The following is a 21,577-nucleotide window of genomic DNA, read 5'->3' as shown; positions in this document are numbered from 1 at the left end:
CACGCACCTGCGGGTCAGGGATCTGCGGATCCGGCTTGCTCGCTCCCACGAAGGGATGTCTCCTTCCCCACCCTCGATGCAGAGTTTTGCGCCTGTTTGCTACCTCTATCCATTTTGGCAGGGAGGGGGTTGCCGTCGTCGTCGATGAGGTCGGCGTCGTCGGCGACATGTCCTGGGACAGAAACGTCAAGCATCTCGTGGGACTAGACATCCGCCAGGTACCGCAGCAACGCCACCGTGCGCACGGACCGGCCGACCTCTCGGAACGCCTTGTAGATCTCGTTCATGCGGGAGCCCGGCCCCAGGCGCCGCAGCAGGGTAACCGAGTTCAGCCGACCTTCGCGGATGGAGATCGCCACCCGCATCAGGTCCGGCCACATCTTTTCGATGAGCTTCAGTCGAACCCCCGGAAATCTCTTCCGGGGGTCTGTGGCTGACAGCGATGATCGACAGGTGATCGCGGTCGACGCTACGAACCCTCAGACTCAGCAGGCAACGTTAATGTACACGGAGGCGTTTCCTCCGACGCTCCCCTTGTAACCAATGTTGTAGGGACCCCAACCATCCCAGTTGTAGTCCGCCTTATAGAACCAGACCTTACCGCCTCCGCGGTTCCACATGGAGAAGGCTCTGAAGGGGAGTTTGTGCCAGCCACACGAGGGCGCTCGCCAGTACGACCCATTTCCATTCGCCTCGCTGAAGTAGCAGGAGTAGCTCGGCGTGCATCGGTCCCACCCGGTGGCTGCGTTCGCCGGGCTCGCTGTCGCAGTGAGGGCCAGCGCGGAGGCGATGGCGGTGGCACCTGCCACGGCCGCGAGTTTTCCCGTCAATGGTTGCGTCATTCCTGTTCTCCCTCTTCGGATGGGTTCCGTCACAGGTGGTGTACTGAGGAAACGATAAGCGAGGGCCACGTCGAAGGCGCCGTGGTGGCGGCATGAATCCATGCGACTCATACCGGCAACAATGACTGCCTGGTCATTTCCGCTATGACCTGGACCGATGTCGTGAAGGCGGCACTCAGACTTCGTGGTCGCGCGCAGGGACCGGCAGAAACCGGCAGAATCAACGGCAGATCCCACCCGGCAGCGCATGATCATGATAGGTGTGGTTTCTATGGAGCCAGTGCGGTACACAGTCGGGAAATTGATCCGTGACCGTCGCTTGAGCGCGGGCCTCGGCCAGAAGGAATTGGCGGATCTCGCCGGTGTGAGCGAGCGCTCGTTGCGTGACATCGAGACAGACCGTGTCAACCGTCCACGGGTGTCTTCGCTACAGCGGTTGGCCAAGGCGTTGGGCATCACCGGCGATGACCTCGAGATATTGCTGACCACCGCTCGAGCGGCCACCACGACGGCGATCGCAGATCCGGTTCATATCGGTGTGCTGGGAGCACTTTCCGTTCGAAGGGACGACGCTCCGCTCGACATCAGATCCGCCATGCAGCGAGAGCTGCTCGGGCTGCTGGCGCTGCAGCCGTCGCAGCAGGTGTCCCGCGAGGAGATCATTGACGTGCTGTGGGGAGATCGACCGCCCAAAACGTGTCTGAGCCTGGTGCAGGGCTACATCGGATCTCTTCGCAGGCTGCTCCAGCCGCTTCAGCGGCAGCACCGCCCACCGGTCGCCATCCTCGCGCTGACTCACGGCGGATACACCCTGGAGCTGGGGGCCGTCGACCTCGACCTTGCACGCTTCGACGATCTCTTGAGACGCGCCCGGACCGCGCAGGATGACGGACGCCTGGCGCCGGCGAGGGAGCTGCTCGGTCAGGCTTTGCAGTGCTGGCGAGGTCCTGTGCTGGCCGACGCCGGTTCTCGGCTGCGTCACCACCCTGCCGCTGTGGCGCTCAATCAACGTCGGATAGCTGCCGGTCTGGCCTTCGCCGACCTCGCATTCGCAAGCGGTCACTACCGGAGCGCCGCCACGCAGTTGCGCAAACTCGCCACTGATGAACCGATGCACGAGGGGCTGCAGGCCCGCCTCGTCTTGGCGATGGCCGGCGGCGGTGAACAAGCCGCCGCGCTGCGTCTGTTCACCACCATTCGCGCGAGACTCGCCGATGAGCTGGGCGTCGAGCCCGGGCGCGAACTGACGGCCGCGCATTTACAAGTGCTCCGCCAGCAGTTCCCCGGCCCCGGATCAAGAGAACAAGGCACAGCTCTGACAGCCTCCGGGGGTGAGATCGACAGCTCCGATCCCACCCCTACTCGCCTTCACGATGACCCGTGCACCGATACCGGGCCCACGTCACCGGCATTGCACCAGACGCCCTCACCGAGTGCGGCGAACCACTCCCCACCCGCATCGGTTTCGACCGCGAACACGCAAGAAGCCGCTCCGGCGCAGCTCCCACTTGACGCTCGCGGCTTCGCCGGCCGATTGGGGGAGCTCGCCCGGCTGGACGCTTTTTGGGCTGCCGCCACCGAACAGCCCGCCGCGCTGACGGTCATGGCCGTGTCGGGCACCGCCGGTGTCGGCAAGACCACATTGGCGGTGCACTGGGCTCACCGCGTTCGCGACCGGTTTCCCGATGGGCAGCTGTATGTGAACCTGCGGGGATTCGACGCGACCGGTTCGGCCATGGAACCGGCGGAGGCGATCCGGAGTTTTCTGGACGCACTGCAGGTGCCTGCGCAGCGGATTCCTCCGACCTTCGAAGCGCAGACGGCCCTGTATCGCAGCTTGCTGGCCGGCCGTCGAATTCTGGTGGTGCTGGACAACGCCAGAGATGTCGAGCAGGTCCGCCCGCTGCTGCCCGGCGCAGCAAGCTGCCTCGTCGTGGTGACCAGCCGAAATCAGCTGTCCGGTCTGGTGGCCATCGAGGGCGCCCACTCTTTGGCCCTGGACCTGTTGTCGGCTGACGAAGGACGTGAACTGCTGGCTCGCCGCGTTGGTGCCGAGCGGGTCGCTGCCGAACCGGAGGCGGTGGACGCCATCATCGCCCGGTGCTCCCGCCTTCCCTTGGCGTTGGCCATCGTGACGGCCCGCGCCATCATGAACCCTCGCTTCTCCCTGGCCACCCTCGCCGATGAGTTACGCCAGGCGTCCGGCGGCCTGGACGCGTTTCACGGCGGCGACTCCGCCACTCAGGTGCGGGTGGTCTTCTCCTGGTCCTACCGCACCCTCAGCAGTGATGCGGCACGTCTGTTTCGGCTGCTGGCCATCCATCCAGGACCTGACATCGGCATCGGCGCCGCGGCGCGTCTGGCCGACATACCGGAGGGAGGAGTACGGTCGCTCCTGGCCGAACTGGTCAGCGCACATCTGATCAGCGAGCACGCCGCCGGCCGGTACGCCTTCCACGATCTGCTGCGTCTATACGCCGCCGAGCGTGACCGCGACGAGGACAGCGACGACGAGCGCGGCGCCGCCACCGGGCGGCTGTATGACCACTACCTGCACACCGCCAATGCGGCCGCGCAACTGCTGTACCCGCACCTGATACGGCTACCGCAGGGCGCGCCGCCGTCAGAACCGGCCCCCGCCGGTTTCGACGGGCCCAGCAGCGCGCTGGCCTGGCTGGACGCCGAACACGTCAACCTTGTCGCCGCCATCACCCATGCAGCACAACACGGGCCGCGCCCAGCCGCGTGGCTCCTGGCCGACGCCCTGCGCGGTTACCTCGCACGACGTCAGCACTCTATCCACTGGTTGACCGTTACCGAAGCTGGGCTGGGCGCCGCTCACGCCGAGGGTGACGTACACGGGCAAGCGGCTTTACACCTCAGTACCGCTCACGCCTACCACACACTGGGCCGCCGCCGGCAGGCGATCGTGCATCTGGGCCACGTGGCGGAACTCAGCCGGCAGGCCGGCTGGGAGGAAGGCCAGGTCACGGCGTTCCTCAACACCGGATCCGTATACGGGGACCTGGGGCAACTGGAAGACGCGGCCGAAAATCTGCTTCACGCGCTCGACCTCAGGCGGCGGTTCGGTTCACATCCGCACCATCAACTCGTCATTCTGAACAACCTTGGAAACACCGAGCGGGAGCGCGGGCGGCTGGGAGAGGCCGCCGACTACCTCATCCGCGCACTCAACGTCTGGCGGCAACTTGGCTCCGCAAGCGGGCCATGTTCGACCCTGTGCAGCATTGGCCAGGTCTACCACGACCTCGGGAGACTCGCCCACGGCGCTGACTACCTGTATGAAGCCCTGAATTTGGCCCACCGGAGCGGGGACCACGCCGGCGAGGTCGACCCACTCGCATCTCTTAGCAGACTCCACCGCGACGCGGGCCGGGTCACCGAGGCCCTGGAATTCGCCCGCACCGCCTTTCGCCTGAGCGAGGACGTCGGCCACCACCACTGGGAAACCGTTTCCTGCAACGCTCTCGCCGCGTCCTACGACAGCCTCGGGCGTCATCAGCAGGCCATCGACCTTTACACACGAGGGCTTCTTCTGGCGCAGGAGGCGGGTATGCGTAACTCCGAGACGGAAGCTCTCATCGGTTTGTCCAGTGTGAACTCACACCTCGGCAACTATGACGAAGCAAGAGCTTTCAGCCGCGACGCCCTTGCCATAGCCAGGAAAGCACACTTTCGAGTTCGGGAAGGTCAGGCGCTTACCGCGCTTGCAGAGATCCACCTCAACCGAGGTGAACTCGCCGAAACGGTCGACCATGCCCGGCAGGCGATCGACCTTCACCGCGACAGCGGTCACCGGCTCGGCGAGGCCCGCGCCCTGGTGCACCTCGGCACCGCATTGCGCCACACCCCAGGAGGCCAAGTCGGCATACGCCATTGGCAGGAAGCGCTCGCTATTTTCACTGACATCGGTACGCCCGAGACCGAGCACGTCCGTGCCCTCATCGATCACTCCGGACGTGAGTAAGGGCTTGTAGGTAGTGCTACCTGGCGGCCAACGCGGGCCGGGTCGTGTCGAAGACGCGGATCATCGAGGACGGTGGCAGTACGACTGCGCCGGGGACACCAGCATCGTCGACACCTACGTCAGTTCGAGTGGAATCCATCGGCGTTGCTGTTGTGGATCACATCCCGGACCCGGTCTTCGCTGGTGAACGCCACCTGCGCGATCTTCCTATCGTCCCCCTGCATGCCCTGGGCCGACAGCAGCACCATCTGCGCCCGCCGCCAGGTCACCACCGACCGCTGCCCCGCCGTACGATCCGCAGCAGCCGGTTGCCTTCATCGTCATCGATCTGACGTACGCGAACCCGTTTAGCCACACAGATTCTGAAGCGATCACGCCGACCAAGTAGGACCTCAATCGGCGTGTCACCACGAAACAGGGCAAACCCAAGCTGCTACGGCACTAGATCGGAATCAAGTTCGTCTGTGAGCCGTAACCCCCGACCACGACCCAATAGGAACTTCCCGAAGTCGACCGACTGAACCTCTTGCTAGCACTTGTGCCACAGCCAGTGGATGCCACAGAATATCCGCCACCCGTGTACGTCTTCAGGCCGACATTGTCACAAGCACGGTCGTAGGCATAGAGAACAACATCCGAGCCCAAGAGGGTAGCTCGGGACTGTACGGTTTTCGGCTCTGGCACGAATTCGGTGGTGGCAGTGAGTGATTAGGAAAGCAGGATCCGCTGCCGCAGCAGGGCGAAGCCGGCGCGGCCGTACATCTGTCGTTTCAGCAGCTTGACTTTGGTATTCGTGCCTTCCATGGGGCCGTTGCTGTAGGGCAGGGTGAGCCCGGCGATGACGGCCTGTTTGTCCTTTTCCAGGCCGAGGGCGAAGCTGTGCAGGGCGGGCAGGTCGTCGGCGCGTACGGTGCTGATCCAATCGTCAAGGTCGTGACCGCGACGCTGGGTGAGGATGGCGGCGAACTCCCGCACCCGCGAGGCGAGGGCCGTCAGGTGCGGGCAGGCGGGAATTAACTCCTGCAGGTGTCGGCGGCGGTGAGCAGGCAGGTCGTCGGGGCGGCTCATGAGCCAGGAGACCAGCCGGCGTGGTGAGGGCGGGGTGCGGTCGGGGTCGGCGCGGCCTTGGTTGAGGTAGCGCACCAACAGGTTGGCGCTGCCGGTGTAGCCGCGCTCGCGGATCTCGGCCAGCAGATGCGTGACCGGCACGCCGGGCTCTTCGGCCAGGCGGCGTCGCAGGTGTTGTCGGTAGGGGTCGACCAGGGTGGCGCCGTATTTGGGCGGGCGCAGCAGGTCGTCGGCCGAGGCGGCGCGGGCGTAGCGTTTGACCGTGTTGAACCCCCAGCCCAGGTGCCGGGCGCACTCGCCCAGTCCGAGCCCTTGGTCGAGGAGGGTGTGGACCTGCGCGTGCTTGCGGCGGGTTCGTTCGGCGAGCGCACCGGTGCGGCGGGGTCCTGCGGTGTGCCGGCAGCGACTGTGGGCGACCACGGTCTTTTCCACCGCAGCGGCCAGACCGTGCCACAGATGCCACCGGTCGCTGACCTGCACCGCATCCGGGGCACCTTGACGGATGGCCTCAGCGTAGGCAGCTGAGCCGTCCCGGCACACGACCTGGACGCCGGGGTGCTCGCGCAGCCACGCGATCAACGTGGAGGCCTTGCGATCGGGCAGCACATCGATGCGGCGGTGGGTGACCGCGTCGATGAGCAGGGTCGCATAGCGGTTGCCGCGCCGCAGCGCGAAGTCGTCCACGCTCAGCACTGCCGGCACCGGCCCGGTCGGGGCAGGAAGGCTCATCAACAAGCGCAGCACCGTCGTCCGCGAGATGTTCACCGCCAGGCGGGCCAGTACGACCGCGCCGGCGCGGCCGGCCGGCGTCACCGCCAGGTCCGCGATCAGCGCGGCCAACCCCACGGTGCGGCGAGCATAACGGGCTGCTACCCTCAAGATCTTCGAAGCACACCAAGATCACCCTGCCAGCTCGCACACTCTGTCACTGCCGAATTCGTGCCAGAGCCGAAAACCGTACAGTCCCGATCCTCACGGCCCTGCTGGTACTGCTCGTCCTCCAGCGAAAGCAGCGGCAGCGCACCCAGGTTGGGCGGCGCGGTGGAGAACCCCGGGTTGCACCGGATGAGGAGGTCCCGCTCCTGCGAGTCGAGCCGGTCCAGGGAGTTCGGTTCCAGCAGCGTCAGCGGCGTCGTCCGGTAGACGCTCGCCAACGTGATGATGTGCGTCGCGAGCGGCGCTCTCGAGCCATAGCCGGGGAAGGACTCCAGCCTCGACAGGGTCGTCTGGTCCATGACCGCCGCCGGCGACTGCGCCCGGTAGTGATCCACGACTTCAGCGTGGGATAGGCCGAGCGCCATCCGGTAGGCCGCCAACGGCGAGCAGCCGCGGTGGCCAAGCCGTACCGCTGGTATCGCGGCCACCCGGCGAGTCGACGGCGAATACCAGCTCGTCGTTCAGGCGGGCCGCATGCTGACGCCAGCCGATTGCCGTGAAAGCCCAGAGTTCGCGCGAACCCAAGAGTCGATGCCGGACCATCGTGGTCGCCTGAACGGTTATGCACCCTTGGGTTCGCGAGAACGAGGGCCAGCGATCCGGCCGCGGCACCGGACAGCACCAGCAAGCAGCGACGGCGGACGGGGCGGCCCGATAAGTGGTGGGGAGGCCTGAGCTCGCGTAGGGCGGCAAACCGCATGTGAGTAGGCGTTTCTGCGACCAGGGCAACGCTCACCCCAGGCCGAGACGTCCTCGGGCGAGCCAGCACGCAACTCCTCGGCTTCACTACCGCTACAAGAACGTCAACGAAGAGGGAGAAGCTTCACCGATCCCGAGGCCTCCTCAATCGCCAGATCGGAGTGCTCTGCACGAAGAACGCCCTAGTCCTGCGGCAGGACGACCCGGAGAGGCCTACAGGGAACTCAAGACATATTTCTTAAAACCGGGGCCCGGTCATCGATGTGAGGCGCACAGAACCGCGAAGCGGCGAAAGGGTGAGCGCCGTGACCGTCTGTCCACCAATGTGGATCGCTGCTGCCCCGCCGGCACCGTGTCGATGATCTATGTCCTCCTTGAGGAACGTCGCCCGTGGTTAGGGCTGCGCAAGGGTAGGTCCGGTCCGAGAAGGAGGCCCTCTCTATGACTGCCCTGGCCAGGACTTCGATGGACGGGGTCGCGTTGCGCGTTGCGGACACGGTCGGCTGGCTGACAACGCCTCTCATGCCCGACGATTACCTCGGCCTGATCAATCCCCTGTGGTCCTCGAGAAAGTTACGCGGACGCGTCGAGGCGGTTCACGCTGAAACCAAGGATGCGGTGAGCCTCACCATCCGTCCCGGCCGTGGCTGGACCGCCCATCGAGCCGGCCAGTTCATCAGGGTGGGCGTCGACGTCGATGGCGTACGGCACTGGCGTACTTACTCGTTGTCTTCGGCGCCGGAGCGCGCCGATGGTCGTGTCACGATCACGGTGAAGGCGGCCCCTGACGGCATCGTCTCCACCCATCTCGTTCACCGGATCGAGCCCGGGACGGTCATTGGGCTTACCCGGCCAGAGGGCGGCTTCGTGCTGCCGCAGCCGGTCCCATCCCGCCTGTTGTTCGTGACTGCGGGAAGCGGCATCACGCCCGTGATGGCGATGCTGCGCAGCCTGGTACGGCGCGGTGAGATGCCGGATGTGATCTTGCTGCACTCGGTGCCCAGGCGTGAGGAGGTCATCTTCGGGGCCGAGCTCCGCAGGCTGGCCGGCCGGTTCCCCAACCTGCGCCTGCACGAGCAGTACACGAGGTCAGGCGGTCGGTTGAGCCTGTCGCAGCTGCCGGATCTGTGTCCGGACTGGTCCAAGCGTGGGGTCTGGATGTGCGGACCGCCCGGGATGCTCGAGGAGGCCGAGACGCGCTGGCGCGAGGCCGGCATCGCCACCCGGCTGCACGTGGAGCACTTCCGCCCGGTCGTGGCGGCATCGACCAGAGGCGTCGGCGGACGTGTTCGCTTTCTTCCGAGCGGACAGGAGGCAGACGCCGACGGCGCAACCCCGCTGCTGGTCGTAGGCGAGGACGCGGGCGTCCTCATGCCGAGCGGCTGCCGTATGGGCATCTGTTACAGCTGCACGGGACGGCTGCGGTCAGGCCGCGTCCGCGACCTGCGGACCGGGCGTGAACACGGAGAAGAGGGAGAACTCGTCCAGACCTGCGTGTCGGCCGCCGCCGGCCCTGTCGAGATCGAGCTTTGAGGTGATTCGTGAAGACTCTCAGTGGGGCAGATATCGAGGAGTTCGGCCGCGAGCTGGACAACATCCGCGATGACGTGATCGCGAGCCGGGGCGAGGACGACGCGCGGTACATACGGCGCGTCATCGCCGTACAGCGTGCCCTGGAGGTGAGTGGCCGTGCGCTGCTCTTCGCCTCCGTCCTGCCCCCGGCCTGGCTCGCCGGGACCGCCGCATTGGCCACCGCCAAGATCCTTGAGAACATGGAGATCGGCCATAACGTCCTGCATGGACAGTGGGACTGGATGCGCGACCCCGAGATCCACTCAAGCACCTGGGAGTGGGACCTGGTGTCCCCGGCCAGCCAGTGGAAGCACACCCACAACTACCTGCATCACACGTGGACGAACGTGCTCGGCAAGGACCGGGACATCGGCTACTCGCTGATGCGCCTCAGCCCCGAGCAGCCTTGGCATCCCTACTACCTTGGTCAGCCTCTCTACAATGCGATGCTGGCACCCCTGTTCGAATGGGGGATAGCGCTGCACGATCTCGAGCTGGAGCGCCTGCGCCGCGGAGACAAGAGCTGGGGTCAGGCGTTCACACAGCTACGCGCGATTCTCCACAAGGCCGGGCGCCAAGTCGTCAAGGACTACGTGGCGTTTCCTCTGCTCGCCGGGCCGTTGTTCTTGCCCGTTCTGATCGGCAACCTCACCGCCAACATGACGCGCAACGTCTGGGGGCACACCGTCATCTTCTGCGGTCACTTCCCCGATGAGGCCGCGGTCTTCACCGAAGAACAGATCGAAGGCGAGACACGCGGCGAATGGTACCTACGCCAGCTGCTCGGCTCCTGCAATCTCGACGGTGGCCCGCTCTTCCACATCATGACCGGGAATCTCAGCCACCAGATCGAGCATCACCTCTTCCCGGATCTCCCGAGCAACCGGTATGCCGAGATAGCACCCCGCGTCCGCGCCCTTTGCGAGCGGTTTGGGCTCCCCTACAACAGCGGTTCATTGCTCCGCCAGACCGCCACGGTGTGGAAGCGCGTTTTCCGGCTGGCCCTGCCCACGTGAAGGTGTCCGGACGGCTGGCCTGTCGACGGGAGCTCGGAGCGAGACGACGAGCTGGCGTTCCCCCCGGGGTGTGACACCGGGTCTGTCTCGCTAAAGGTGTTTCCGGCGTCTTCGGGTTAGTAGGTTTCAGCGGCCGGGAACCGGTCGCCGAAGGTGATGGAGAACGCGTTGAGGGCCGGCTTCCATCGCACGGCCCATCGTGCCCCCTTGACCGGCCGGGTCCAGGGAAGTGGCCGCGGGCCTTGATCGCCCGGCGGTAGCGGGCGTTCAGCGACTCGATGGCGTTGGTGCTGCACAGCACCCGGCGGATCTCCAGGTCGTAGTCCAAGAACGGGATGAACTCCTCCCAGGCGTTGTCCCAGAGTCTGACGATGGCCGGGTAGCGGGTGCCCCAGGTGTCGGCGAGCTGCGGCCTGCAGGTTGAGCCGCCGGACCCGGCGCTCGATCAGCCGGGCCGTCACCGAACGGTTCTTGTGGGAGGTGAACGCCGTGTAGGTGACCTCGGCGATCTCGGCGTCCGACACCCACCGGCCGGCCTGCTCATCGAAGACGGCATTGGGGTACTTGATCGGAACCCAGGCGGACTCGCCGATCTCGGCGATCGCCGCTTTGATCTTCGGGTCCATCTTCGCGGTGAGAAGCGCACGTCGTTGTCGCGGCAGGCCGCGATGGCGCCCGCGGCGTAGAGCGCCGAGTCGCCGCGCGCGACCACAATCCCGCCTGCGCCGACCTGCCGGGCGATGCCGATCGACTCGCGCAGGAACGACTCGGCGCCCCGCGCGAATGCTCCGGGCAAGAAGAAGACCGGCCGGCCGCGCGCTATCGGCCCCGCCGAACTGGCCACACTGCGCCGCCTGGTCGACGACGGCGTCTCGGTCACCGAAGCCGCCCGCACCCTCAAAATCGGCCGCTCCACCGCCTACGCAGCACTCGCGCGACGCTGACCAGCACCTGTCCCATCCCACATCCCGTTTCCGCCAGTTGGCACCCTAGCAAGATCGTTCTCATCGATAACGGCTGTCCGCCGGTTCCTCAACCCCGAGTACTCCTCGATAGCGTTCACGGCAGGCGGTCCTTGTCGGCGTGGACGGCATCGGCGAAGTGGGGGGCGAAACTCGTCATGGTCGCCGTGCAGAAGAAGTCCGATGCCATCGATCTCGGCGCGATGCTCAGGAGCGAGATGACTCCATCGCGTCTCAGGGCTACCCCACGGAGATCTTCGAGGTCACTCCGGAGATCGCGGAGCATCAGGAGCGCTTCGCCCAACTGATCAGTCACCGCGTGCCCTTCGCCGAGGCCGAGCGGGCCTTCCAGCTCGCCCTCACACCGGGTGCGGCCGAAAAGGTGGTCGTGACCTTCGACGATCATCGGTAGGCCGATGGCTCATGCTCACCCGTCGTGGACGGTGCCGTCCCGGAGGCGATAGACACCAGACTTGACGTGCCGGGCTCAATCCGGTCAGGGTGTCGATCAGCCAACGGTCCACCGCGGCGCTCCCGTCGCTATGAGTTGCCCCGGTCGGGCACGGCTTGGTCGGCGGGCATACCGAGGGTGGCGTAGACGCGTTCGGCGTACTGGTCGAGGCGCTCGGTGCAGCCTTTGAGGTGCTGCTCGGCCTCGACGGCGGCGGGGCTGCCCAGCAGGTCTCGGGCCCGCAGCTCCCGGTACCAGCGGCGCAGCCGGTCCAGGCTTTGCTCCTCCTCATCCAGTTCGGCCAGGGTGAACTTGCCGATGCGGTGCTCCTTGTCCAGTTCGGCGAGGAACTTGTCGCAGTCGGCGCGGAACTCGACCCACTCGGCCGCGCGGGCGTCCTGGTACAGCCGGTCGAGCCGGGCGGCGGAGTCCGGGTCGTGGCCGGCGGCGTGCAGCACGGTGAGGTCGGCGCCGGCCGCGTCGGTGTGCTGGCGGGCCTTGGCCAGCAGCGGCGCCACCGCGGGCAGGTCGGGCAGCGCCCACACCCCTTGAGCGATCGGCACCGCGCCGGCCCGGCGCAGCTCCCGCCACAGCGCCATGCGGTGCCGGGCCGGTTCGGCCGGCATCCGGCACACCAGCAAAATCCATTGCCGCTCCACTGTTACACCTCCATTTGTTACAAGTGTAACATCGAGGAATGTTCGATGAGCGATACGGCACTCAGGCGGCGGCCCGCTGGCGGATGTGGCCGCTGTACGCGGCGGGTTTCACCACGGCGTTCGGTGCGCACGGCATCGCCGCCAACCTCGGCCAGGCCACCGGGGATCTGACCTCTTCGCTGCTCTATCTGGGTCTGTTGCTGGCCCTGTACGACGGCGCGGAGGTTGTGCTCAAGCCGGTGTTCGGCACCCTTGCCGATCGGATCGGCGCCCGCCCGGTCCTGCTGGGCGGCCTTGCCGGGTTCGCCGTCGCTTCTGCTGCGTTCTTCGTCATCGACGATGCGCGGTGGCTATGGCTGGCCCGCCTCGCCCAAGGCGCGGCTGCCTCGGCGTTCTCTCCCTCGGCCGGTGCCTTGGTGGCGCGGCTGAACCCGAAGGCCAAACTCGGCCGGGCGTTCGGCTCCTACGGCTTCTACAAGAGCATCGGCTACACTCTCGGGCCGCTGCTCGGCGGCGCGCTGGTCTGGCTCGGCGGCCTGTCTCTGCTGTTCGCCGTGATGGCGGTGCTGGCGGTGGCCGTCGCCGTTTGGGCCGTACTGGCCGTGCCTGCTGTGCCGCCGCTGCCGCGCCGCCGTCAGACGGTGTTCGACCTGGCCCGGCGACTGGCCGACGGCGGCTTCCTGCGGCCGACCACCGCGCTGGCGGCCGCCACCGCCGCATTGTCGGTCGGGGTGGGCTTCCTGCCGGTGTCCGGTGCCGTCGCCGGTCTGGGCCCGGTGGTCACCGGCGCCGCCGTCTCCGTGCTCGCCGCGTGCGCCGCGCTTGTCCAGCCCCGGGCCGGCCGGGCGCTGGACTCCGGGCGGATCACCGCACGTTCGGGCATCACCGCGGGGCTGCTGATCACCGCGGCCGGGCTGGCCGCCGCGATGCTCCCCGGCTTGCCCGGCGTGCTGCTGGCTGCCGTCGGCATCGGCGCCGGCACTGGGCTGATCACCCCGCTGGCCTTCGCCTCCCTCGCCTCTGCCACCCCGGAGGAACGCATGGGCCAGACCATGGGCTCGGCTGAACTCGGCCGTGAGCTCGGCGACGCGGGCGGCCCCCTGCTGGTCGGCGGCCTCGCCGCGGCGGCCAGCCTGGCGGGAGGCTACGCGGTCCTGGCTGTCGTCGTGACTGCCGCGGCTGCCGTACTGGCCCGCCGTACCACTACTACGGCCGAATGACGTGCCCGCTGCCACTGATCCTGTCCCCCTGACCCTTACCGCAGTTCCGCGAGCGCGCGGGGACGCGCGGCCCAGCGCGAGCGTCCCGGTGCGGGTGGTATTTCCGTAAACCGCGCCCAATCTTCGGTTTCCTCACCATCCAGGACCATGCCAGCCGGGCCGGAACGGCCATCGCCAGGACGAGAACGATCTCGACGAGCACGACCAGGCGTTCGAGCAGGCCATAGAAGCCGGGACCGCCGATCAGCTCGGCGACGGGCGAGCCGGGATGGCACAGGAGGAAGGCGGCCAGTGCGAGCACCGAGACCACGCTGATCAGCCGGATCCGTCGCCTGACCCGCCTCCAGCCGGGGAGCTCCCGGGTCTGGCGAGCCAAGATCCAGCCCGCGCCGGGCAGGCCGGTGAAGACGACCGCCACCGACCACCGGTGGATGTCGCCGCCCAAGGACCGCATGCCCGGCATGCGGTCGGTGGGGAAGAGCGCTGTCAGCACCAGGGCCGCCGAGGCTGCCATGAGCAGGGCACGGGCTGCCACGCTTCGCGACCGCTCCACCTGGGCGAGGCCGTATGCGACGGCGATCGAGCCGGCCGCGAGGGAAAGCACGCCCAGCGCGAACAACGGTCCCGCCCCGGCCAGCCACGCGTAGTCGCTGATCAGGCCGTGCGTTGGGCTGACCGCGCCGGCGAAGCCCACCTGCAGGTAGGACATCACCGCCAGGGTCAGGGTGGGCCCCGCGACCGCGAGTCCGTTCACGAGGCCTCCTCCACGGGCTTCACCATGCGTCCGGGCTGGCGGGCTCACGCGGCGAGCTCCGCGTAGATCGCCTCGAAGCGGGCGAGGGAGTGCTGGTGGTCGTGGGTGGCGGCCAGCGCGAGGCTGGCCTTGGCCATCGAGGCGCGGAGCTCGGCCGAGGTCAGGATGGCGGTCAGGTGCCGGGCCAGCTCCCGCACATCGCCCGGCTGGTAGAGGTGGCCGTTGTCGGCCACGAGATGCGGCAACGCCATGGCGTCGGCCGCGACCACGGGAAGGCCGCTGGCCATCGCCTCCAGGGTGGCGATGCTCTGCAGCTCGGCGATGCCGGGCATGGCGAACACGTCTGCGGCCGAGTAGACCTGCGGCAGGTCGGCGTCAGGGACGAAGCCAAGGAAGCGCACCCGCTCGCCGACCCCTATCCGAGCCGCGAGCCGTTCCAGGACCGGCCGCTTTCCGCCGGTCCCGACGAGCACGGCCTGCGCGTCGACGTGGTCGAGCACGTGTGGGAGGGCCCGCACCAGCTCATCCAGGCGCTTCTCCTCGTCGAGACGGCCCACGAACAGGATGGTCGGCCGGTCGGCGAGCTCGAACCGCTGCCGCGCCCACTGCTGGGGCTGCGGCTGGAACCGGTGCAGGTCGATGCCGCAGGAGACCGCCTCAACCTCGCGGGTGAACCCCTTGTCGAAGAGCAGCCCCGCCGCGATCCGGGTGGGGGCGGTGATACGGTCGGCGCGGGCGAACACCCGGCGGAAGTCGTGCCAGGCGACCTGCCCCGCGCGCTCGCGGAGCCACGCGGGGATGTGGCCGAACTGGAACAGGTTGTCCGGCATGAAGTGGTTGGTGGCCACCACGGGCAGCCGCATCCGCCGAGCCGCCCCGACCGCGGCCCGGCCTACCACGAAGTGCCCCTGGACGTGGACCACCTGCGGGCCCACCTGCTCGATCAACCTCGACAGGGTACGGCCAAGCCCGGCGGGAACGCTGACCCGCATCGTGGGGTGGACGAGCAGCGGCACGGAGCGCAGCCGGTGGACCACGACTCCGTCCATGATCTCGGTGCGCGACGGGCCCTGGTCGGAAGCGCACACCACATGGACCTCAGCGCCTCGGGCGGCCAGGCCGCCGGCGAGGCGGTGGCTGAAATAGGCGGCGCCGTTGACGTCGGGCGGGTAGGTGTCGGTGGCGATCAGGACAGTGCGGCGCCTACCCGCGACCGGGCTCTTGGCCAGCGCGGGGGACACCTGGCCTCCGGCGGTGGAGGTCGGCACAGCGTTAAGGGGGATGGCATTCATCGGGCTCCGATCCTCGGCAGGGGCGCTCATCGGGTCAGCGGGGTGGTCCGGGCGAGTGCGACGGTTCCGGCTCCGGCCAGCAGGGCCGCCGCGACGCCGGCCAACGCGTTGGCCGGCAGCGGCTCGCCCAGGAGCAGGGTGCCGCAGGTGACGGCGGTGAGCGGATCGGTCACCTGCAGCGTGGCGAACGCCACGGCGAAGTGGTTCGTCCCCGGCTCCCCGCGCGGACGCCGATCGCGCGACGCGTCCCGGCGGGCCGGAGTGGCGTACGCGCGCTGGAGCAGCATTAACGCCGTCACCGCCGGGAGCGGGAGGACGGCGAGGAGCCACAGGTTCCAGCCGGGTCCCTCGACCAGGACGCGGGTGATCGTCGCGGTCGCGCCGTACATGACTCCCGCGGCGACCGCGAGCAGTGCCGCACGGGCGGCGCCGGCCGAGCGCCGGGCGAGGCCGAAGCAGAGCAGGGCGGTCAGGGCGGTTCCCGCGAGCATCGTGGCCGCGCCCGAGCCGGTCAGGGTCGAGGCCTTGACGGACGGCGGGACCAGGAGCACAAGCCCGATCAGCCCGATGCTCACCACGCACGCGGCGGCGATCTCCCGGCCCGTGGGCCTGCGGCCATGCAACGCGGCGGCGATCGGAAGGGCGAACAGCAGGCTGGCCACCCCCATCGGCTGCACCATGGTCAACGGGCCGATGCTCAGCGCGAAGATGTGCAGGCTGCCCCCGACAGCGATGGACGCGCCACCGAGCAGCCATCGTGGCCTGCGAAGGAGCACACGCAGGCTGGGCTCGGCGGAACGGGCGGCCTCGTGTTGCTGGAACGCCGCTCCCAGCGCGAAGAACATCGAACCCAGCAGCGCCACGCCGGCTGCGAGCACACTCATCTGTGAGGTCAACGCAGGCTTTCCCGCAGCACGGATGGGATGGCCGCGCGGAGCCGGTGCAGGTAGGGCACCTGGCGCGCGGCCCGGCCCAGTCGTGCGCGTAGTGCAGCGCGGCGGCGTTCCCAGGCCCGGGTGCGGCGGCTGGCGTGCAGTTCGGCGAACAGCTCGCCGTAGCGGCGGGCGATTGCTGGGGGGTCGTAGCGGCGGGCCCTCGCGAGTGCGGCGGCGCCCATGCGTCGCCGTGCCGGTTCGTCGTCGATGAGGTCGAGCAACGCGCCGGCCAGTGCATGCGGGTCGCCGACGGGGACGAGCCGGCCGTCCACCCCGTCGTGGATGATCTCGGCGGGGCCCAGCGGGCAGTTGGTGCTGACCACGGGCACGCCGCAGCGCATCGCTTCGACGATGGTCATGCCGAAGGATTCCGCGTCGGAGGAGACCGCGACGATCGACGCCTTGGCGAACTCGGCCTCGATCGGCGAGTGCGGTCCCATCAGCGCCGCCCGGCCGGTGAGGCCGGTGCGGTCGATGAGCTGCTGCAGGCGGTCCTGCTGGGTGCCGCCGCCGTAGATCCGCAGGCGCCAGTCGGGGTGCTTGGCGGTGATCTCGGCGAATGCCTCGATGAGCAGGTCGAAACGTTTGCCGCGGACCAGCCGCCCGGCCGCGGCGATGACTTTGGCGGTGCCGTCCGAGGGTGGGTTCGGTGGTTCGGGCACGCTGTTGGGCACGGCCAGCATCCGCACGCCCGGCAGCGGCATCTTCGCCCGGTACGCGGCGGCGTCGGCCTTGGTGGTGGTGACCACGGCGTCCAGCACGCGGTAGTGGCGGGCCAGTTCGGCGCGCAGCCTCTCTCTGTGGGTGTCATGGGTGAGGTGTTCCTGCGCGATGCGCACGGCGCCCGGGGAGCCGAAGCGTGCGAGGTAGACGTTGATACCGGGACGGGTGCCGATCACCACGTCCGCGCCGCACTCATGCAGGTACTCCTCGGCCCGCTGGTCGGTGAGCCGGCTGTATTGGCGATACCGCCCCTCGGCGGAGGGGAAGACCCGGGCCGGCTGATGCAGCAACGGATTCGCCGCGTCCCGGCCGTCCGGGCGGATGTCGACCAAGGGCACCACCCTCACCCGGGGGTCGATGGCGAACCGGGGTTGCTCGCGGTGGCGCAGCACCGAGGCGATCTCCACCTCGTGGGTGTCGGCGAGCGCGGCGGCGAGGTTCAGGGTGGTGCGGATGGTGCCGCCGATCCCGTACACGTTGTGGATCAAGAAGGAGATCTTCATGCGCCGCTCTCCGGTTCGGGCGTGCCTGCCAGGGTCGGCACGGGTCGGCTCACGCGATCGGCATCAGTGGCGGGCGCGACTGCAGCGAGCAGGGGACGCAGGCGGGTACGGGCGAGCACCTGGACCAGCGGGCTGACCGACCGGCGCAGCAGCAGGTAGCCGGCCCAGGCGACGATGGCGCCGAGCGCCAGGCCGGCGAGCACGTCATGCGGGTAGTGGATGCCGACGTAGACGCGAGAGGCGGCCATCGCCAGCGCGGCGATCCCGGCCAGGACGCCCAGGCGCCAGTTGACCAGCAGCACGCCGACGGCGACGGCGCCGGCCAGGGTGGCGTGGTTACTGGGGAAGGAGTAGTCGCCAGGTGGGGGGCACGCTTCCAGGAGGAAGGCGTGCGGAAAGGCACGGCACGGGCGCGGTTCGGCGACCACCAGCTTGATCGCCGCGCTGAGCGCGAGGGCGGCGGCGGTGGTGACCGGCGCGCACAAGGCGGCGGCCAGGGCCCGGCCGCCGGTGGCGCGCGCGCCCCACCAGGCGGCAGCGAGCAGCACGCCGAACACCAGGACGCCGTAGGTGGTCCACGTCTGGGCCGGCGCGTTGAGCCAGGGCGTGTGCCGGGCGGCGTCGGTGACCGCGGTGTACCAGTCGCCGTCGAAGGAGAGGCCCTCAAGTGCGGACAGCGGGCCGTGCAGGGACACGGCAGCGATGGATGTCATACGGCGTGGCCCTTGCGTCGGTGCGGCGGCGGTGCGGTGGCTGCGGGCAGCAGGGACAACGGGATTCCTCTTCTCCTCCGCGTCCCCGCCCTCCGGTGGTGCGGAGGTACGGGTGCGCATGGCACACTTGTCGAACAGATTTGGCTTCTACACGACAGTAGAAGTTCTACACGACTGTAGAAGATAGCGGAAGGGGTGACCAACTCGATGCCTGCGAACGCACACAGCGCCGCCGGTTCGCCGGGCGGGCGCCGGGCCGGCGGCGCGCTGGAGGCCGAGGTCCTGACCGTCCTGCGCAATGCGGCGCCGCAGGCGCTGACCCCCGGCGAGGTCCGCGCCGCCCTGGGCGGCGCCCTGTCCTACAGCACCGTGGTGACCACCCTGTCCCGGCTGCACGACAAGAACGTGCTCACCCGCACCCCCCGCGGCCGGGCCTTCGCCTACACCCCCGCCGCCGACGAACCCGGCCTCGCCGCCCGGAAAATGCGCCAGGTCCTGGAGAACGAACCCGACCGCGAGGCCGTCCTGGCCCGCTTCGTCGACGACCTGGCCGCCGGCGACGAGCAGTTGCTGCGCCGCCTGCTGGGCGCCGACCTCGACCCCGGGCAGTAAGGAGCACCCGCGCATGCGCATCGCCGTCTACCTGCCGCTGCTCCTTCCAGCCCTGGCCGCTCTGGCCGCCCGGCCGCTCGCCGACCGCCTGGACCCGCGGCTTGCCACCTGGCTGCTGACCGTCTCCGCGGTAGCGCTGGCCGCCGCCAGCTCCGCAGCGCTCGCCCTGCTGGCACTGGCCGGGCTGGCCCGCATCCCCCTCGTGGACACCGTGGGCAACTGGTCCGCGCGCGTCATGCAGCGCGACGACCCGACCGCCCTGTGGGTCGCCCTGATCGCCGGCGCGCTGCTGACCGCCGCGGCGGCCGCCGCCGCGCGCATGTTCTGGCGACGCGCCCGCACCCTGCTCGCCGCCGCCGCCGAAGCCGCCTGCCTACCCGGAACCGGCGAGCTCGTGGTCACCGACGACCCGGCCGCCGAAGCCTTCGCGGTGCCCGGACGGCCCGGCCGCATCGTGGTCTCCACCGGCATGCTCCACGCCCTCGACCACGCCGAACGCGACATCCTGCTCGCCCACGAACGCGCACACCTCGCCGGCCGCCACTACCTGTTCACCGCTGCCACCCAGCTGGCCGCCGCCGCCAACCCCCTGCTGCGGCCACTGGCCACCGCCGTGGCCTACACCGTCGAACGCTGGGCCGACGAGCACGCCGCGGCCGCCTGCGGCGACCGCCGCCGGGTCGCCCGCACCGTGGGCAAGGCCGCCCTGGCCGCCTCCCGCACCGGTGGCCGCACGCGCTTCCCGGCCGCCGCCCTGGGCATCCTCGGCCGCCGCCCGGCATCCCTGCGCGCCGCAGGACCCGTACCCCGCCGGGTAGCCGCCCTGCTCACCACCCCACCCGGCCGTCGCACCCTGCCCCTGGCCGCCACCGCAGCAGCGGTCCTTCTCGCCGCCGCCCTGAGCTCCATCGAGGCCGCCCACGACCTGGAAGCCCTCTTCGATCTCGCCCGCCTGCGATAGCCAACGGGACTTCGGTTCCACTGCTCTCGCTACCCCTATTCCAAAGCCATTGCCGACACCTCTGAGGCCGAGCAGGACTTGAGCTGGGAGTACACGCACACCGACTTGCGTTCGACGTGCCAGTAGATCATCACGCCGTGGCCGCCGTAGCGGACGTGGTAGCCGGTCATCAGGTTGAAGGACCACGATCCGAACTTCTTTGAATCGCTTCCGCACGCGGTGCCGTTGCCCCACCAGGCCGGGTCTCGCGTGCGCAGGGTCGCATTCACCAGGGTTGCGATCGCCTTGCGCAGATTGTCGCGGTTGACGACCAGGTAGCGGGTGGCTCGCAGCGCGGCCTTGCTCTCGCCGTGCTTGCCGCCGTCGGCGACGCGCTTGATCCCGATGCTGGTGCCCAGCGCGTACAGCACCAGCAGTAGGCGTTTGCGGATCATCTCGCGCGGGTGTTCTCGCGGGTGGCGACGGTGGAGAACTCATCGGTGAACTGCGTGACGAAGGCGGACTCCTTGAGGAAGTCCAGCAGATCGATGACGCCCCAGCGCGCCGCGACCGCGGCGTGCAGCGCCCGCAAGTTCTCCGGCGTCCTCAACTTGCCCAGGTCGGGCACATGCCAGAGGGGCTCACCACGGTGGGTTGTGACCTTGGTGCCGCCGGAGCGCTTCTTGGTGATCGCGGCCGCACAGTCGGACACCGAGCCGCGCATCGCCTCCCTTCAAATGGCGATGAACTCGGCCACGTCCAGCGGCTGGCGCAGGTTCTCGTAGTGCACGACGCGGTTGTCCTCGAAGTCGGCCGGCAGGTCTTCCTCGGGGTTGCGCCAGCGGGCGGCGCCGCCCACGTAGATCTCCCGGCGGCGCAACGCGTTCTTCACCGCCACCAGCACGCACAGCTCGTAGGAGACCCGCTCGATCACCCCGTCGCCGTCCAGACCCGCCATCCGTCCGGGACCACGCCGGCGAGTGGCACCTTGTCGGCGGAGACGTAGTGGCGGATCTTGTTGGGCACGTCGGCGTGGCGGGCCAGCAGGTCCAGGCATCCATCACCGGCCGGTGGGCGGTGTTGTTGCACTTGAACTCGATCGCAGCCAGCAGCTTGGGCAGCATCCGCCAACAAAGCCAAACCGGACTCCTCGATCGGTTCTTTTGCCTCATTTAGGGGAGTTGTGGTCAGCGGTGCGGGGATGACAGGCATGGCAACCTGCACCAGAGCGCTGAGAGACGGTCGGCCCGCCTCGACCTCGGCATGACGGGGAGACATCATGACGCCTGAGCACCTCGACGACGTCGACGACGAGGACCTGCTGCCTGACCCTGACGACACCTCGGTCGTCTGGAACGAGGACGAGGACGAGGACTACATCTGGGAAGAGCGTTGACGCCTCGATCGCAGCAATGGTGCTGGTCGCCTGACGCGTGAAGACGTTGCTGATCGAGGCTGGTGTCAGGGTTTGTACCGGCATTCCCTCGCCGGTTCACGATCGCGGCCGCCTCGGTCGTCCTATCGGCGCTACCAGCCTGACACATCTTTGCTGGCTGTTGTATGTCAGATTGTTCGCAATTGCAAGCACCGTCGCTGAGGATGGGGTATGGCACTGGCAGGGGCAGCTTGATCGGTGAATACATTCGCCGGCAGCGGCAGCAGGCGAAGATGTCGCTGCGCCAGCTCGCCACT

20 protein-coding genes and 3 pseudogenes are annotated in these 21,577 nt (G+C 68.6%); 8 read left to right on the top strand and 15 right to left on the bottom strand.

From position 1 onward, the window contains the following. Positions 1-209: 209 nt before the first annotated feature. Positions 210-395 (bottom strand): annotated as a pseudogene (locus MYF83_RS41245) (Tn3 family transposase); the annotation flags it as partial. A gap of 718 nt (positions 396-1,113) precedes the next feature. Between MYF83_RS41245 and MYF83_RS41240 the strand changes: the two are divergent. Then, positions 1,114-4,830 carry a tetratricopeptide repeat protein gene (locus tag MYF83_RS41240; RefSeq protein ID WP_248966264.1) on the top strand — a complete coding sequence of 1,239 codons (3,717 nt, stop codon included), beginning with the start codon at positions 1,114-1,116 and terminating at the stop codon, positions 4,828-4,830. 119 nt (positions 4,831-4,949) lie between these two features. On the opposite strand, the gene MYF83_RS41235 is transcribed toward MYF83_RS41240, so the two are convergent. The 3 genes and pseudogenes from MYF83_RS41235 to MYF83_RS41225 all read right to left on the bottom strand — a co-directional run bounded on the left by MYF83_RS41235 (position 4,950) and on the right by MYF83_RS41225 (position 7,169). Beyond that, entirely contained in the window at positions 4,950-5,102 is a 153-nt protein-coding gene (locus MYF83_RS41235) for a hypothetical protein (RefSeq protein ID WP_248966263.1), read from the bottom strand. 436 nt (positions 5,103-5,538) lie between these two features. After that, a pseudogene (locus tag MYF83_RS41230) lies at positions 5,539-6,717 on the bottom strand (ISL3 family transposase); the annotation flags it as partial. Between the two features lie 56 nt (positions 6,718-6,773). Continuing rightward, complete coding sequence (locus MYF83_RS41225; protein ID WP_248966262.1) at positions 6,774-7,169, bottom strand: hypothetical protein; 396 nt, start codon at positions 7,167-7,169, stop codon at positions 6,774-6,776. Between the two features lie 805 nt (positions 7,170-7,974). Here MYF83_RS41225 and MYF83_RS41220 point away from each other — a divergent pair. Next, positions 7,975-9,066, top strand: a complete 1,092-nt coding sequence (locus tag MYF83_RS41220) for a ferredoxin reductase (protein ID WP_248966261.1) — start codon at positions 7,975-7,977, stop codon at positions 9,064-9,066. An 8-nt stretch (positions 9,067-9,074) separates the two neighbouring features. Continuing rightward, entirely contained in the window at positions 9,075-10,121 is a 1,047-nt protein-coding gene (locus MYF83_RS41215) for a fatty acid desaturase family protein (RefSeq protein ID WP_248966260.1), read from the top strand. A gap of 116 nt (positions 10,122-10,237) precedes the next feature. Here the strand turns inward: MYF83_RS41215 and MYF83_RS41210 are convergent. Further along, positions 10,238-10,527, bottom strand: a pseudogene (locus MYF83_RS41210) (transposase); the annotation flags it as partial. 334 nt (positions 10,528-10,861) lie between these two features. On the opposite strand from MYF83_RS41210, the gene MYF83_RS41205 reads away from it, so the two are divergent. Together MYF83_RS41205 and MYF83_RS41200 are read left to right on the top strand one after the other, a co-directional pair. Beyond that, complete coding sequence (locus MYF83_RS41205) at positions 10,862-11,065, top strand: helix-turn-helix domain-containing protein (protein ID WP_248966259.1); 204 nt, start codon at positions 10,862-10,864, stop codon at positions 11,063-11,065. 139 nt (positions 11,066-11,204) lie between these two features. After that, positions 11,205-11,495: a hypothetical protein gene (locus MYF83_RS41200; protein ID WP_248966258.1), complete on the top strand. Its 291-nt coding sequence runs from the start codon at positions 11,205-11,207 to the stop codon at positions 11,493-11,495. A gap of 128 nt (positions 11,496-11,623) precedes the next feature. Here MYF83_RS41200 and MYF83_RS41195 read toward each other — a convergent pair whose 3' ends face one another. Next, on the bottom strand, positions 11,624-12,193 hold the full coding sequence (locus MYF83_RS41195) for a Chromate resistance protein ChrB (protein WP_248966257.1): 570 nt from the start codon (positions 12,191-12,193) through the stop codon (positions 11,624-11,626). Positions 12,194-12,231: 38 nt separating this feature from the next. Between MYF83_RS41195 and MYF83_RS41190 the strand changes: the two genes are divergently transcribed. Further along, complete coding sequence (locus MYF83_RS41190) at positions 12,232-13,413, top strand: MFS transporter (RefSeq protein WP_248966256.1); 1,182 nt, start codon at positions 12,232-12,234, stop codon at positions 13,411-13,413. Here MYF83_RS41190 and MYF83_RS41185 read toward each other — a convergent pair. Genes MYF83_RS41185 through MYF83_RS41165 form a run of 5 tightly spaced genes read right to left on the bottom strand, consistent with a single transcriptional unit; the run spans position 13,400 to position 18,333 of the window. Next, positions 13,400-14,167: a DUF998 domain-containing protein gene (locus tag MYF83_RS41185; protein ID WP_248966255.1), complete on the bottom strand. Its 768-nt coding sequence runs from the start codon at positions 14,165-14,167 to the stop codon at positions 13,400-13,402. The two genes, MYF83_RS41190 and MYF83_RS41185, sit on opposite strands and share 14 nt — an antisense overlap. A gap of 44 nt (positions 14,168-14,211) precedes the next feature. Next, positions 14,212-15,459, bottom strand: a complete 1,248-nt coding sequence (locus tag MYF83_RS41180) for a glycosyltransferase (protein ID WP_248966254.1) — start codon at positions 15,457-15,459, stop codon at positions 14,212-14,214. 26 nt (positions 15,460-15,485) lie between these two features. Continuing rightward, entirely contained in the window at positions 15,486-16,343 is an 858-nt protein-coding gene (locus MYF83_RS41175; RefSeq protein WP_248966253.1) for a DMT family transporter, read from the bottom strand. Positions 16,344-16,351: 8 nt separating this feature from the next. After that, complete coding sequence (locus tag MYF83_RS41170) at positions 16,352-17,620, bottom strand: glycosyltransferase family 4 protein (protein WP_248966252.1); 1,269 nt, start codon at positions 17,618-17,620, stop codon at positions 16,352-16,354. Then, positions 17,617-18,333: a phosphatase PAP2 family protein gene (locus MYF83_RS41165; RefSeq protein WP_248966251.1), complete on the bottom strand. Its 717-nt coding sequence runs from the start codon at positions 18,331-18,333 to the stop codon at positions 17,617-17,619. Before MYF83_RS41165 ends, MYF83_RS41170 begins: the two co-directional genes overlap by 4 nt. Positions 18,334-18,540: 207 nt before the next feature. On the opposite strand from MYF83_RS41165, the gene MYF83_RS41160 reads away from it, so the two are divergent. Continuing rightward, positions 18,541-18,945, top strand: coding sequence for a BlaI/MecI/CopY family transcriptional regulator (locus tag MYF83_RS41160; protein WP_248966250.1), 405 nt, complete (start codon positions 18,541-18,543; stop codon positions 18,943-18,945). A gap of 13 nt (positions 18,946-18,958) precedes the next feature. Beyond that, entirely contained in the window at positions 18,959-19,906 is a 948-nt protein-coding gene (locus tag MYF83_RS41155; RefSeq protein ID WP_248966249.1) for a M56 family metallopeptidase, read from the top strand. Between the two features lie 35 nt (positions 19,907-19,941). On the opposite strand, the gene MYF83_RS41150 is transcribed toward MYF83_RS41155, so the two are convergent. Genes MYF83_RS41150 through MYF83_RS41135 form a run of 4 tightly spaced genes read right to left on the bottom strand, consistent with a single transcriptional unit; the run spans position 19,942 to position 20,974 of the window. Continuing rightward, on the bottom strand, positions 19,942-20,340 hold the full coding sequence (locus MYF83_RS41150; protein ID WP_248966248.1) for a Tn3 family transposase: 399 nt from the start codon (positions 20,338-20,340) through the stop codon (positions 19,942-19,944). Further along, complete coding sequence (locus tag MYF83_RS41145; protein ID WP_248966247.1) at positions 20,337-20,609, bottom strand: hypothetical protein; 273 nt, start codon at positions 20,607-20,609, stop codon at positions 20,337-20,339. Before MYF83_RS41145 ends, MYF83_RS41150 begins: the two co-directional genes overlap by 4 nt. 9 nt (positions 20,610-20,618) lie before the next feature. Then, positions 20,619-20,843, bottom strand: coding sequence for a hypothetical protein (locus MYF83_RS41140; RefSeq protein WP_248966246.1), 225 nt, complete (start codon positions 20,841-20,843; stop codon positions 20,619-20,621). Next, on the bottom strand, positions 20,816-20,974 hold the full coding sequence (locus tag MYF83_RS41135; RefSeq protein WP_248966245.1) for a hypothetical protein: 159 nt from the start codon (positions 20,972-20,974) through the stop codon (positions 20,816-20,818). Before MYF83_RS41135 ends, MYF83_RS41140 begins: the two co-directional genes overlap by 28 nt. Positions 20,975-21,577 lie beyond the last annotated feature (603 nt).

This window comes from Sphaerisporangium perillae (genome assembly GCF_023276435.1).
Classification (GTDB): Bacteria; Actinomycetota; Actinomycetes; order Streptosporangiales; family Streptosporangiaceae; genus Sphaerisporangium; species Sphaerisporangium perillae.
Note: the sequence above shows the minus strand (reverse complement) of the source record. Positions and strands in the feature narration are given on the sequence as shown.

Bases quoted from the DNA above. Each gene is read 5' to 3' on its own strand.
- MYF83_RS41240 (WP_248966264.1), top strand. From the start codon at position 1,114: ATGGAGCCAGTGCGGTACACAGTCGGGAAATTGATCCGTGACCGTCGC.
- MYF83_RS41220 (WP_248966261.1), top strand. From the start codon at position 7,975: ATGACTGCCCTGGCCAGGACTTCGATGGACGGGGTCGCGTTGCGCGTT.
- MYF83_RS41205 (WP_248966259.1), top strand. From the start codon at position 10,862: ATGCCGATCGACTCGCGCAGGAACGACTCGGCGCCCCGCGCGAATGCT.
- MYF83_RS41190 (WP_248966256.1), top strand. From the start codon at position 12,232: ATGTTCGATGAGCGATACGGCACTCAGGCGGCGGCCCGCTGGCGGATG.
- MYF83_RS41180 (WP_248966254.1), bottom strand. From the start codon at position 15,459: ATGAATGCCATCCCCCTTAACGCTGTGCCGACCTCCACCGCCGGAGGC.
- MYF83_RS41175 (WP_248966253.1), bottom strand. From the start codon at position 16,343: ATGAGTGTGCTCGCAGCCGGCGTGGCGCTGCTGGGTTCGATGTTCTTC.
- MYF83_RS41170 (WP_248966252.1), bottom strand. From the start codon at position 17,620: ATGAAGATCTCCTTCTTGATCCACAACGTGTACGGGATCGGCGGCACC.
- MYF83_RS41165 (WP_248966251.1), bottom strand. From the start codon at position 18,333: ATGACATCCATCGCTGCCGTGTCCCTGCACGGCCCGCTGTCCGCACTT.
- MYF83_RS41160 (WP_248966250.1), top strand. From the start codon at position 18,541: ATGCCTGCGAACGCACACAGCGCCGCCGGTTCGCCGGGCGGGCGCCGG.
- MYF83_RS41155 (WP_248966249.1), top strand. From the start codon at position 18,959: ATGCGCATCGCCGTCTACCTGCCGCTGCTCCTTCCAGCCCTGGCCGCT.
- MYF83_RS41150 (WP_248966248.1), bottom strand. From the start codon at position 20,340: ATGATCCGCAAACGCCTACTGCTGGTGCTGTACGCGCTGGGCACCAGC.
- MYF83_RS41145 (WP_248966247.1), bottom strand. From the start codon at position 20,609: ATGCGCGGCTCGGTGTCCGACTGTGCGGCCGCGATCACCAAGAAGCGC.
- MYF83_RS41140 (WP_248966246.1), bottom strand. From the start codon at position 20,843: ATGGCGGGTCTGGACGGCGACGGGGTGATCGAGCGGGTCTCCTACGAG.